This is a genomic window from Globicatella sp. HMSC072A10 (genome assembly GCF_001811625.1).
Taxonomy (GTDB): Bacteria; Bacillota; Bacilli; order Lactobacillales; family Aerococcaceae; genus Globicatella; species Globicatella sanguinis.
Genome location: NZ_KV805637.1, coordinates 1 through 13,133, shown reverse-complemented (window position 1 = coordinate 13,133; position 13,133 = coordinate 1). Strand labels below are relative to the sequence as shown.

At 35.1% G+C, this 13,133-nt stretch carries 13 protein-coding genes; 6 read left to right on the top strand and 7 right to left on the bottom strand.

The features are described from left to right. Positions 1-25: 25 nt before the first annotated feature. The 5 genes from HMPREF2811_RS02370 to HMPREF2811_RS02355 all read right to left on the bottom strand — a co-directional run bounded on the left by HMPREF2811_RS02370 (position 26) and on the right by HMPREF2811_RS02355 (position 5,066). On the bottom strand, positions 26-838 hold the full coding sequence (locus HMPREF2811_RS02370; protein ID WP_002316690.1) for an AAA family ATPase: 813 nt from the start codon (positions 836-838) through the stop codon (positions 26-28). After that, on the bottom strand, positions 831-1,832 hold the full coding sequence (locus tag HMPREF2811_RS02365) for a Mu transposase C-terminal domain-containing protein (RefSeq protein WP_002330463.1): 1,002 nt from the start codon (positions 1,830-1,832) through the stop codon (positions 831-833). The genes HMPREF2811_RS02370 and HMPREF2811_RS02365 overlap by 8 nt, the downstream gene beginning before the upstream one ends. 152 nt (positions 1,833-1,984) lie before the next feature. Then, positions 1,985-2,278, bottom strand: coding sequence for a helix-turn-helix domain-containing protein (locus HMPREF2811_RS11705; protein ID WP_246829794.1), 294 nt, complete (start codon positions 2,276-2,278; stop codon positions 1,985-1,987). Between the two features lie 45 nt (positions 2,279-2,323). Further along, positions 2,324-2,878 (bottom strand): recombinase family protein, encoded by a 555-nt coding sequence (locus HMPREF2811_RS02360; RefSeq protein ID WP_071407930.1) that lies wholly within the window; start codon positions 2,876-2,878, stop codon positions 2,324-2,326. Between the two features lie 244 nt (positions 2,879-3,122). Next, on the bottom strand, positions 3,123-5,066 hold the full coding sequence (locus HMPREF2811_RS02355; RefSeq protein ID WP_066124459.1) for a heavy metal translocating P-type ATPase: 1,944 nt from the start codon (positions 5,064-5,066) through the stop codon (positions 3,123-3,125). Between the two features lie 358 nt (positions 5,067-5,424). On the opposite strand from HMPREF2811_RS02355, the gene HMPREF2811_RS02350 reads away from it, so the two are divergent. From HMPREF2811_RS02350 to HMPREF2811_RS11700, 3 genes are read left to right on the top strand one after another with little or no spacing between them, the layout of a single operon-like run. Next, positions 5,425-5,739 (top strand): ArsR/SmtB family transcription factor, encoded by a 315-nt coding sequence (locus HMPREF2811_RS02350; protein WP_048728532.1) that lies wholly within the window; start codon positions 5,425-5,427, stop codon positions 5,737-5,739. A gap of 23 nt (positions 5,740-5,762) precedes the next feature. Continuing rightward, positions 5,763-6,392 (top strand): cation diffusion facilitator family transporter, encoded by a 630-nt coding sequence (locus HMPREF2811_RS02345; protein WP_246829793.1) that lies wholly within the window; start codon positions 5,763-5,765, stop codon positions 6,390-6,392. Further along, positions 6,389-6,685, top strand: a complete 297-nt coding sequence (locus tag HMPREF2811_RS11700) for a cation transporter dimerization domain-containing protein (RefSeq protein ID WP_246829792.1) — start codon at positions 6,389-6,391, stop codon at positions 6,683-6,685. Before HMPREF2811_RS02345 ends, HMPREF2811_RS11700 begins: the two co-directional genes overlap by 4 nt. Positions 6,686-7,067: 382 nt before the next feature. On the opposite strand, the gene HMPREF2811_RS02340 is transcribed toward HMPREF2811_RS11700, so the two are convergent. Together HMPREF2811_RS02340 and cls are read right to left on the bottom strand one after the other, a co-directional pair. Continuing rightward, the gene (locus tag HMPREF2811_RS02340; protein WP_071407929.1) at positions 7,068-7,754 is read right to left on the bottom strand and encodes a YjjG family noncanonical pyrimidine nucleotidase; all 687 of its coding nucleotides are present in this window, start codon (positions 7,752-7,754) and stop codon (positions 7,068-7,070) included. Positions 7,755-7,938: 184 nt separating this feature from the next. After that, complete coding sequence (cls, locus tag HMPREF2811_RS02335) at positions 7,939-9,525, bottom strand: cardiolipin synthase (RefSeq protein WP_210386531.1); 1,587 nt, start codon at positions 9,523-9,525, stop codon at positions 7,939-7,941. 161 nt (positions 9,526-9,686) lie between these two features. On the opposite strand from cls, the gene HMPREF2811_RS02330 reads away from it, so the two are divergent. The 3 genes from HMPREF2811_RS02330 to lepA all read left to right on the top strand — a co-directional run bounded on the left by HMPREF2811_RS02330 (position 9,687) and on the right by lepA (position 13,009). Continuing rightward, positions 9,687-10,106 carry a helix-turn-helix domain-containing protein gene (locus HMPREF2811_RS02330; protein ID WP_071407928.1) on the top strand — a complete coding sequence of 140 codons (420 nt, stop codon included), beginning with the start codon at positions 9,687-9,689 and terminating at the stop codon, positions 10,104-10,106. A gap of 14 nt (positions 10,107-10,120) precedes the next feature. Next, positions 10,121-10,747 carry an endolytic transglycosylase MltG gene (locus HMPREF2811_RS02325; RefSeq protein ID WP_071407927.1) on the top strand — a complete coding sequence of 209 codons (627 nt, stop codon included), beginning with the start codon at positions 10,121-10,123 and terminating at the stop codon, positions 10,745-10,747. Between the two features lie 435 nt (positions 10,748-11,182). Then, positions 11,183-13,009: a translation elongation factor 4 gene (gene lepA / locus HMPREF2811_RS02320; RefSeq protein ID WP_071407926.1), complete on the top strand. Its 1,827-nt coding sequence runs from the start codon at positions 11,183-11,185 to the stop codon at positions 13,007-13,009. Positions 13,010-13,133 lie beyond the last annotated feature (124 nt).

Sequence of the window (13,133 nt, the reverse complement as noted above, 5' to 3'; positions counted from 1 at the left end):
ACCAACACTACTTGACATAGAGCCCTTATTTTACTCCAATGACTAAACTATCTCGTGCAGCTTCCACTACTTCTGTCGTGATAGTTTCAAGGTTATTGATTTCTAATATTCTTTCGATTTGGGTGAAAAGTCTTTGGATAAGTCGAAAGTTTCCACTGGTAATTTTAATAATACTAGTGACAGCTTCATAATTAGCAAAATCTTCCAGTTGGACAGATAATCCTAACTCTTCCCATTTGTATTCCAGAATATGGTGGATCTCGTCTTTACTCAATCTGTCAAATTCATGGGCAAAACCTATTCTCGAGTAGAGTTGAGGATAACGAGCCAATCGCTTTTCTATACCCGGCATTCCAATAAAGATCATAGCCACATCTTTTTGGTCATAAATATCTCTTAATTGTTCTAAATGCTGTACTTTTAATCGATCTATTTCATCAATAATAATGAGATCAATTTCTTCATACACATTCGTTGAGTATTTTTCTTCTGCTCCTAACTGAAGAACTCTATACATACTTTTAACCATACCCATTTTACCACCGATCATATCGATTTCATTCGTCATTTTAGTCGCCCGTATGGCTGGAGCGGTGTAAAATATTGTTTTCGCTTCAAGGATTTTTTCATCTGCATTCATTCCGATTTCTTCCGATTTTTTGTAATCAATTTGTTTTTCGACCCAATTCCAATTTGAATATTGCTTAGCGGATAAAGTTTTCCCAACTCCGGGTAATCCATAACAAATTCCGATATATTTGTATTTGATACATGCCTGACAAAATTCTACAAAGCGTTTATATTCTTTTGTTTCAATAAAATAGGGTGTTTTATTCATTGTAATACCTCTTAATTTTTGACTTCTTAGAATCTTTTTTGTTTACAGGATTATCTAACTCTTTCTGCTTAGATGAAATAAGTTCTTCCGCAATATTATTTCCAGAATGGAGCTGATTTTCAAGGTTTTTCCGTGCTTTATTACGTGCCGCAACAATCTCTTTTAAATCGACTTCGTAATCAGAAATTTCAGGAGAAATTGCCGTACATAAATATTGGTCTTTGTAAAATACACGAATCTCAGCAATATCTCTTGGATCATATCGAATGATAACAGTTTCACCTACATAAGCTGCTAAATTGGTGTCAATATATCTTAAACCTTGGAAGTGAATTCCATCAGAATGAACTTTTCTTGGCTTTCCAACATTTAATAACAATAAATCTAAACTTTCTAGACTATCTGGTTGATGAGGAAGAAATCCTGAATTATTCCACATCTTTATAGGTTCCTGTTTTGTAGTGCCATGCACTCTATGGTGATAGTCATATATAATAAAATGCGCTAATTTCTCATCAAGCTCTTTTATCGTAAGAAGATTTAAAGTATTTTGATTCCCAATGTAACCTGGTAAATCTTGCAAAAATAATTGATTAATTGTTAAAAAGAAACGTTCTATTTTCCCCCGTCCTCTTGGCATACCTACCGTAGAAAAAATAAGATTGATTTTTAAATCAATTGCGACTTGCTCCAAATGATTTGAAGTGAAATCACTTCCGTGATCGGTATAGAAAGTTTCAGGTATACCGCATATTTGCCAATCAGAGTTGCTTTTTTTCCATATTGCTTGGTGTAAAACTAAAGAAGTTTGAATAGCAGAAGGAGCTTGAAAACTAAGGAAATACCCTGCAACTGCTCGGCTATAATCATCTAAAATAATTGTTAACCATGGCCTCTCAGGCTTTCCTTTTTCGTTTAAAACAAGGATATCCAAGGGAGTGTGGTCAGCCTGCCATATTTCATTGGGATAATAAGACTCACGACGATAAACCAAATCATAATTATTTTGATATTCTTTTTTTCCTTTATGAGCAAGTTCCTTTAATTGTGGCGACAGATTTTTAGCAATCGCATATACTTGATTGTAACTAGGCGGGGCCCAATTTTTCTTTTTACAAATTTTACAGACTTTCCGATGAATAGAAGTTAAGGTGTTTTTTTGTTTTCAAATATAAGATTTTTAATTTCTTCTTGTACATTTTCTTCTACTTTAAAGCTTCCTGAATCCGAGCGCTTTCTTCGGATCAATCTTTTAAACCCTGATTGTTGATATTGATTTACCCAATGGTATAAAGTTCTTTTTGGAACCCCTGATTCTTCAGCAATATTACTCAAACTTTCTTCATGCTTAAGATAAGGGGCAATCACTTGATATTTATCCATCGCATTTTGTCGTAGTTCTTCTGAATATGAAGTTAATGGAGGAAGTTCTTGGTTCATGAGAACACCTCTTTCCCACGATTAAATAAAATTAATCGTCAATTTTTATTTATCCAAGTAACGATAAAGCGTTGACTTGCTGATTCCTGTCATCTCAACAATTTCTTTCACACTATATTCTTCACTTTTGTACAATTTTATTGCTCGTTCAATATCTCGTTGGTTCACAGGAGGACGCCCGCCTTTTCGCCCTCTAGCTCGAGTACTTTTTAAACCTTCTTTTGTGCGTTCAACAATCAAATCTCGTTCAAATTGACTAAATGCTTGAAACACAGTCATCATAAGTCGCCCTTGGGGAGTGACCGTATCAAAATTCTCTTTTAAGCTGATCAACTTTACATTATGTTCTTCAAAGTAATTTACAAGATCAATTAAATCTTTTGTGCTGCGCCCCAAACGAGAGAAGCTTTCCACGATAACTGTATCATCTGGACGCAATTTATCTTTCAGCCGATTTAATTGCGGACGGTTAGCTTTGGTTCCCGTCATTTTTTCGGTCAGTATTTCGTTGCAGTTATGTTCATTGAGCAAATCCAACTGACGAGACAATTCTTGTGATCGTGTACTTACCCTTGCATACCCATAAATATACCCACTCATAATCCTCTTCTTTCTCTATTTTGATTTTCTCAATTGTATCATAAAGGGTGGGTAAAGATACGTAGATAAAGAGCAAAGTTTTGGCTCTAAAAACCCTTCTTCTAGTCTATAAAAGTTGTTATTTAAAATCGTCCCATAATCGATTGTTTTTGATACTAACTGATTTATAAAAATATGCCTCTAAAGTTTCCAAAACTTCAGAGGCATATGAAAACGAGAATTAGTTAATATTTGAAACAGGTTATTAATTTTTGATAGGCTTAGAATTAGACCTTAACAATCGAAGCCCATTCAGAATAACAACCAATGTACTTCCTTCATGAATAATGACACTGATTGCAATATCCGTTAAGCCTAAGAAACTAACGACAACTAAAAAGGCAACAACGGCCATTGAAAAAATAATATTCTGCCAAATGACACGATTCATTTTCGTAGATATATTATGAGATTGTACCAATTTGGATAAATCGTTTTGCATTAAAACTAAATCCGATACCTCTACTGCCACATCGGTCCCATCTCCCATAGCGATTCCCACATCTGCGTTTACGAGAGCAGGGGCATCATTCACTCCGTCTCCAACCATGGTAACTACACCGTATTTTTCTTTTTGTTCGTCTATAATTCTGGATTTGTCTTCCGGCATGACATTCGCAATCACTTCATCTATTCCTAATTGTTTAGCGACAGCTTTACCCGTCATTTCTGAGTCACCAGTAATTAATGTGGTGTGTATGCCTTGTTCTTTGAAATAATCAATGGTTTCTTTTGCATGCTCACTCGGAACATCCATGAGGGCAATAAGACCTATAACAGCCTCATCTACTGCTACGTATACGACCGTCTTACCTTCTGACGACCATTCATTATTTAAACGACTATATTCATCTGAAACATCGTCAAACGAAGTCGGTTTTCCTATACGATAATTTCTCCCTTTGTAATCTCCTGTCAATCCTTTGCCGATCTGGTTTTCTACTTCGATAGTTAGTTTATTTTTTTGCTCAAACTTTCTTAGAATAGCATCTGCTAAAGGGTGATTGGATTCTTTTTCAAGAGCTACTACGATATCAATCATGTTTTCTTCGTTCACGGAATCAGCAAAATAGTAATTGGTTACTTCAGGTTTTCCTTTAGTCAAGGTTCCTGTCTTGTCAAATGCAATGGCTTGAGTATCGGCTAATTGAGACAGGTAAGAACTACCTTTTGAAAGGACGCCTTTTTTGGCCAAGTTAGAAGTCGTCGATAAAGTTACCGATACAGTAGCCGCTGCTAAAGCACAGGGTGAAGCTGCCACTAAAAGGACCAATCCTCTATAGATACTTTGTGACCATGTCCAGTCTAGGAGAAAAGGAGCCAATAACATGAATAACGGAATGGCAATTAAAACAACTGTAACGTATTTCGGTTCAAATTTTTGGATTATACTCGCAGCTTTTGTTTGGTTGTCTTGGTTCTGGTTTACTAACTGTAAAATTTTTGAAAATACTGTATCTTTATTTTCTTTAGTGACTTCCATTGTGAAAGTACCTGTTCCATTGATTGTACTTCCGAAAACGTCGTCTCCTTTGGACTTCTCTTTTGGGATACTTTCTCCATTAATAGATGACTCATCAATGGACGTAGAGCCTGACAAAATGACGCCATCAATGGGGACTTGATCGCCATTCAATACTTGAAGTTTATCTCCCACTTTTAATTCACTGACGTCAACATTTTTTGTACTGCCATCAGGCTGGATTAACCGGGCAGTCGTTGGATTCATTTCGAGTAATTTCGTGATTTCTCGTTTACTTCTTCCTTCTGCATAATCTTCCAAAAAATGTGCACCAGAAAAAATAAGAATCAATAATGTACCTTCCCAAAAATTCCCCATTAAAGAAGCGCCAATGGCCGCTAATCCCATCAAAATGTGAGAGTTGGGCATGAACTTTTTTTGAACTTTGGAGTTCTCGATTGTTTCTCCAAGGCCTTCAAGAATAATGACATGATATCCTGCACTGATTGTAGCGATTGAGAATAAAATATTTCGCATTAACTGATAATCTTCATTCAAAAATAAAGCGATCACCGCTAAGGCTAAACCAATAAAGTATAAAACGATTGGCATTTTTCCGTGTTCATGGTCATGGTCGTGGTTGTGATTATGTTTTTCTTGAGATTGTTGTTCTTCGATAGTTTCCATTTTTATCACCTTCCTATATAATTCCTTTGATTTCCATTCATTTACTTATTAAATCACACAAATTCCCACTAAAAGAAGAGAAGTATTCAAGTAATTTCCATTGTCTCTGACTCCTTTCAGTTGTCCCATATGTAAATCGGAATCTTTACGTTTTACATATGAATAACAAATCATATGTTTACAAAATCATATTAACTCACTGTATGAGTTTTGTCAAGACAAGATGCTTCTTATTCAAATGGACTACTATTGCTGATACAAAAGTCTTAATTTTGTCTATAAACAAAAAACTAGCATCGTTTTACTCATGTGGTATTATATATATGAATAGAAAATCATGTGAGAGGAATAAGAGCATATGGATACATCAACAACTTCGCCAATCAATAAAGAGAAGATCCAATCAATAAGCAAAGTATTCAAAGTGATTAGTGACCCTACACGCTTGTCAATTCTCTTTCTTTTACAGAAAGAAGAGCTCAGTGTTGGAAACATTGTGCTTGCATTGGATATGGAACAGTCCGCGATTTCACACCAACTAAAAATATTGAAAGATTCACGTTTAGTGAAGGCAAGAAGAGAAGGGAAAAGCATGGTTTACAGTCTTGATGATCTTCATGTTTTCAGTATTCTCGAACAAGTCTTAACTCATATCAATGAACAAGAACAATAAAAGCTAATAAGGTATAAAACTAAATGGAGGTTTTTAAAATTTCAAAGTCAAAGAAACAAGAAAATCACTCGCACCAAAATCAACCGAATAAGAATATTAAAATTGCTTTTTTCATCAACTTTATTTTTTCCATGATTGAATTTTTCTTTGGGTCTCTTTTCAATAGTGTGTCAATTATGTCCGACGCCGTTCATGATTTAGGAGATTCCATTTCTATTGGATTCGCTTGTTTTTTCCAGGGGTACTCAGAAAAGCAGCAAGATGAACAGTTCACTTTTGGTTATAACCGCTTTTCATTATTAGGGGCGTTGATAACTGGAGTAGTACTGATCGGCGGCCCATTTTTTATGATTTACCGAAGTATCCCACGTTTGATTGATCCGCAACCGGTTAATTACAGTGGCATGTTTTGGCTTTCACTCGTGGCTATTGGATTGAATGGATATGCGGCTTGGATTCTAAGCAAAGGGTCATCTAAAAACGAAGGCATGTTGAACCTGCATATGCTAGAAGATCTATTAGGGTGGATTGGGGTCTTGGTTGTGAGTATCGTAATGAACTTTACCGAGGCTTATCGATTGGATCCAATCTTATCGATTTTGATAGCACTCTATATCCTCTATAAACTGTACCTGAATTTTTCAGTACAATGAAAATTTTATTGAACGGTTCGCCGGAAAATGTAAACGTAGAGAACCTGGCGAACTCCATTAACAATATTCCTGCTGTAAAGGACCTCTCTCATTTTCACATTTGGTCACTGGACGGAGAAGAAAATGCCCTTATCGTTACGGTTCTTATAGACTCTTCCGATATAAACAAGACTAGGGAAATCAAAGAAGAAATTGCAGAGCTTGCCCATACATCGGGTGTAAAGGATCATATCACAATAGAAATAACTACAAGTAAAGACGAACTGGAAAAAGGGTATGCTTATGGCAGTTAAAGTATTTATATATTGAAAAAAGGACTATTTTAAATCGAGTAGGAGACTAGTCAATTAATGGCTAGTCTCCTACTCGATTTATTAGTGCAAAGCACCCCTTAAATTTAATGCAAAATAAAATTACAATTTACAGGTATAGGTTTTAAAAAAGGCTGTTAAAGACGAATTCAGTTGTTTTTTTTAAACCTTGATCGGAGTAAAAAATGAAGCAAATCGATTGGTTCTCGAATTGTTTATTCACCTCCCGTACAGTAAGAATTAGACAAAAAGTTGAAAAACGATTGAGTTTTGCTCTTGATTAGAATTCATTAGTATAAAAGGTTGAATAAAAAGTGGACAAGTTTACCAAAGTGCTGGATTTTATCGCTCGTCCACTGATAGTTTAAATTAAAATATCTAATATTTCTTTGAAGTTTTGTGCTTGATAGGTGATGGTTAAGTCGTCTGGCTGTTGCTTTTGGTGAGGATTATACCAAATCGAATGCATTTGAATATTGTGCGCACCACGCATATCAGAGGTAAGACTATCACCAATCATAATGGCTTGTTCAAAATCAAAATCATTAATTTGTTTAAATGATTCTTCGAAAAAGCGAGTATCAGGTTTACTAAAGCCTAATTTTTCTGAGATAAAGATATAGTCAAAATAGCCGATGATGCCAGTTTGATTTAGACGTTTTATTTGCGTTGGATAGACGCCATTGGATGCTGCTAGTAATGTTTTTTGATGTTGTTGTAGCGTAATTAAGAAGTTCTCTGCACCATCAATCAAATCACCAGCTTCTGCAAGTTGATCACGGAAATAATCATCCATATTATCCGATACTACCGAAAAACCGAACTGCTCAAAAAAATTCGGAAAGCGGGTTGCGAGTAGTTCTGACTTAGTAAGTGTCCCTAATTCGATTTGATGCCATAGTTGTTGATTATATTGTTTAAATTGGTTGAATAGGTCATCTGAGTAGGGGAAACCAATATGTTCCGTTAATTTTTTAAAGGCTTTTTGTTCACTTTTTTGAAAATCAAAAATCGTATCGTCTAAATCGATAAAAATATATTGATAGGTCATCATGGACATCCTTTCGTCTTAAAGATTTTTACAAACTTAGCCTCTATTATAACATAAAAGAAGAGACCGAGTCTTTCGCATCAATTAAACGTCTACTCGGTCTCTTTTAAATTAATAATTTATATACGTTATGGAATAATTTGGACAAATTTTATAATAATAATTTAGCCATCAGGGCCCATTTTTATAAGAGTGGCGCAAAGATTTTAACGATCCACCCTGTTAATTTTTGAGTAAAGGGACGACTATTCAGTTTATCAAATAAGATAAGTTCTGACATTCCTAATGTTTCTTGAAAATCCTCTTCAATATCGGTAATCGAGTCTGTTTTATAAAGTAAAACACCACATTCAAAATGATGATACAAGCTACGATAATCTAAATTAATGGAACCAACAACCGCCGTATCATTATCACTGACAAAAACTTTTGCATGGATAAAACCAGGCGTATATTCATAGATATCAACACCGGCATCCATTAAAGAGGCGTAGTATGTTTTTGCAAGGGCAAAAGGAATTTTCTTATCAGGAATACCTGGTAAAATGATTTTTACCTCCACACCACGGTTGGAAGCAAATTTGATAGCATTTTCTAATTCACTATCAAGAATTAAATAGGGGGTCATGATGTGTACATATCGATTAGCACGGTTTAAGATATCGATATAAACATTTTCGCCAACTTTTTCATTATCAAAAGGTTCGTCTCCATAAGGAATGATAAAGCCATTTTGTTTGTTAGGTAGGGGATTGGCTTCATTTAAATAAGCAGAATAACGCGGCTTTTCTTCATCCATATTCCATAGTTGTAAAAACATCAGGGTAAATGTCTTAACCGCATCACCTTTTAACATAATGGCGGTATCTTTCCAATGACCAAAGCGGTGAATTAAGTTAATATATTCATCCGCTAAGTTAACGCCACCGGTAAAAGCCGTATGCCCATCAATGACCAGTATTTTACGGTGATCACGGTAATTGTAGTGAGTGGATACAAATGGTGTAATCGGGGCGAACATCTTACATTGAATTCCTAATTGACGAATCTTCGCATCATAATCCCAAGGAACTTTGGTAAAGGCATTGGTACCATCGTACATGACACGCACCTCAACCCCTTCGGCTGCTTTTCTGGCAAGTATCTCTAGAATGTGTCCCCACATTTCACCTTCTTGGATAATAAAATACTCTAAAAAGATAAATTGTTGGGCTTTTTCTAATTCAATCATCATGGCTTGATATTTATCTTCACCCGTTTTAAAGTACTCAGTTGTCGTTTGATTATAGACAGGATAATTACCATTTAATCTTAGATAGTGAGCAAGGGTAGCAGTTCCTTCATTAACTTTAGTTAGCTTTTCTATCACTTGTGGATTTTGGCGAACTTTATGTTCACTGCGGACGATGGAATGATTTATGCGACGCGCTAAAATTCGATGTCCTAAATTACTTTGAGTGTAAGCAAAGAGTAAGCCACCAAAGATTGGGAAAGTCATAATTACCATAATCCAGGTTGTTTTGGCAGTGGAACTAATTTTGTGTGAGTTTAAAATATAAATAACAATAAAACTTGAGAATGTAAGGGAAATACCATTTATTATTGGAAAATATTCACCAAACCACTTAAACATTGAGAAGAGGAAGAAAATTTGAACTAATAATAAAATGGTAATAACGCCGGTACGACTAAAAATTATTTTGAATAACCCATGTTTACCTTTATCCTTTAGTAGATATAAGGCTTTGGTTGTATGTTCTTCCTGTTTCATATTTCCTCCATAAAAAAGCTATACTTTCTTCTATTATACTGTCAGTACGCTATTTATTTCAACTTTTTTGAAAAACTTAATCTGATTGTAATAGCATTACTATTGAAAATTTTCAGTTTTTTGAATAAAATAGAAAGTATGAATAATGAAAGAGGTGCCTTATGGATATATGGATTTTAGTGATTGCACTATTAGCAATCGCCATCGTATTATTGATTGCTTCTATTTATGCAAAAGACGATCAAAATATTGAAAACCAATTAGAAGAATTTCAAATTCAACAATCAAGAGAATTATATAATATTAAAACACGAGTAGCTGAAATTGAGCAAGAATTAAAAGAACCTGCTCCTTTAGTTTATGATAGTGACCAAAATTATCCTAACGAAACAGTTACTGATGAAGAACAATTAGTAGAAGAAGTTGAAGTAGTTGATACTACCGAAATTTCCGAATTAACCAAAGAAGAAGTAATTCGTTTATATTCTCAAGGATTCACCATGCAAGAAATTGCAACTGATGTAGCTTTGAATGTTAAAACCGTTCAAACGATTGTTGATGATTACATCGAAAATCGTTAGAAAGGAATGATTTCATGAGTAAACAAACATTAAGATCAATGGGAATTGGCTTTTTATGTGCGGCGTTATTATCAGGTGCTTATGCTGTTTTTGGTCAAGGAAATGTACCGGTACCGGGTGTGACGGTTAACTCTTTGTTTAATGGTTCTAATAACGATAAGGAATTAGCACAATATCGTGAGGAAGTAAGTAAATTACAAGAAGAAAAAAGTAAGTTAGAGTCAGAAAAACAAAAATTGTCTGAGAATATGTCAGCCTTAGAAGAGCAAATGAACAAACAATCAGAAAAGAAAGAAGAAACAACTTCTAGTAATTCTATCGGACCAACCAGTGGTGAAGAAAGTACGGTAGCCGAAGGTGAAACGACGGAAGCAGCGACGGATGGAAATAATGATGAAGTGGCAGCTGAAGCGAGCTCAACCACTACTTTCACGATTAGTGAAGGGGAAGATTCAACGACTATCGCGAATCGTTTAGCAGATGAAGGTATAATTCAAGATTCAGCTGAATTACAAGAAATTATCGCAAACTGGGGCTTAGATACATTAATCCAAGCAGGAGAATATGAATTAAGTCCAGATATGTCAGTCCATCAAGTGGCTGAAATCTTAACTAATGGCGCTTATTACTATATTCCATAGTATAAAATGTGTCGATAGTAAGAGCAGATTTAATCAGTTTAAAATCTTTTATTTTTGCGTAGGTCGTGCTGATTAGCAATCATATAACGTCAACGTCAAAGATTTTATACGATTTTTACTAATCTAGAAATAGAAAATAAAAAGGGACTGGGAAGAAATTTTATTGAGTTTCATCCAGTCTCTTATTTATGTGGAAAAGTGCCATGAGGGATGAGGAAGATAAAATGCCTCAAAATGACTGAAAATTAAATATTTGTTTCTAAAAGGATAGTTTGATACGATAATAGCATTGTATAAAGTATCATTGTCAATCAATTCTTAAGAGAATATGATAAAAATGACTATTCAATTAAGCAAAAATTTGTTACTATTAATCATGTATGTATAAAGCTTGAAATAAGTTATTATTGAATTCAAGCAAAAGGATGTGAAATTATGTCTTTAAGAGATGATATGTTAAAAAGACAACAAAAAATAAGAAATTTTTCGATTATTGCCCATATCGACCATGGTAAATCAACTTTGGCCGACCGTATTTTACAACAAACCCATACGGTTTCGGATCGTGAGATGCAAGACCAATTGCTTGATTCAATGGATTTAGAGCGTGAACGTGGTATCACCATTAAGTTAAATGCCGTTGAGTTGAAGTATCAAGCTAATGATGGCGAAGAGTATATTTTTCATTTAATCGATACGCCAGGTCACGTCGACTTTACTTATGAAGTATCGCGTTCATTAGCTGCTTGTGAAGGGGCGCTATTGGTTGTCGATGCTGCTCAAGGGATTGAAGCGCAGACCTTAGCGAATGTTTATTTAGCATTGGATAACGATTTAGAGATTTTACCGGTTATTAATAAAATTGACTTGCCAGCAGCCGATCCTAAAAGAGTTCAACAAGAAATTGAAGATGTTATTGGTTTAGATGCCAGTGAAGCTGTTTTTGCGAGTGCCAAAGCCGGTATTGGAATTGACCAAATTTTAGAACAAGTGGTAGAAAAGGTACCTGCACCGACGGGGGATATTGATGAACCCTTACAAGCTTTAATTTTTGACTCAGCTTACGATAGTTATCGCGGCGTTGTCTTAAATGTCCGAATTGTGAATGGGACGGTTAAACCAGGTGACACGATTCGTTTAATGAGTAATGGCAAAGAATTTGAAGTAATCGAAGTAGGTGTATTTTCTCCAAAACCGATTAAGCGTGATTATTTAATGGTCGGGGATGTCGGTTATTTAACGGCCGGAATTAAGACGATTCAAGATACTCGAGTAGGGGATACGATTACATTAGCTGATCGTCCGGCGGCAGAAGCTTTAGAAGGCTATCGTAAATTAAATCCAATGGTTTTTGCTGGTCTTTATCCGGTTGACTCCAATGACTATAATGATTTGCGAGAGGCATTGGAAAAATTACATTTAAATGATGCCGCGTTAGAATTCGAAGCGGAAACGTCTCAAGCATTAGGTTTTGGTTTCCGTACTGGTTTCTTAGGCTTACTGCATATGGATGTCATTCAAGAACGTTTAGAAAGAGAATTTAATATTGATTTAATTACGACCGCACCATCGGTTATATATAAAGTATTAAAGACGAATGGTGAAGAAGTGATTGTAGATAATCCAAGCAAGATGCCACCAGCAACTGAAGTTGATCAAATTTTCGAACCTTATGTTAAAGCAACGATTATGGTGCCTAATGAGTTTGTTGGTGCAGTAATGGATATTGGGCAACGCAAACGTGGTAACTTTATTACCATGGATTACCTAGATGATTATCGTGTCAATGTTGTTTATGAATTACCAATGGCAGAAATTATTTATGACTTCTTTGATAAATTAAAATCTAATACTAAGGGTTATGCTTCATTAGATTATGAAATTATTGGTTACAAACCATCAAACTTAGTTAAAATGGATATTTTATTAAATGGCGACTTAATCGATGCCTTTAGTATGATTGTTCATAAAGATTTTGCTTATGGGCGTGGTCGTGAATTAGTTGAGAAATTGCGTGGCATTATCCCACGTCAATTATTCGAAGTGCCAATCCAAGCTGCGGTTGGACAAAAGATTATTGCGAGAACGAATATAAAAGCATTGCGTAAAGATGTAACAGCCAAATTATATGGTGGGGACGTTTCGCGTCGTAAGAAATTATTAGAGAAACAAAAAGAAGGTAAGAAACGGATGAAACAAGTGGGGTCTGTAGAAGTGCCTCAAGAAGCATTCATGGCTATCTTACAAATGGATGAAGATTAAGATATTAATTTAGATAAAACGGCGACGGGATAGAAAGATTGATTTCTATCTCGTCGCCGATTATTTTTGTAACATTGACGTTCGTTTAATTTTTTTGGCTCTATACTTTTTGGTGTGGATTTAT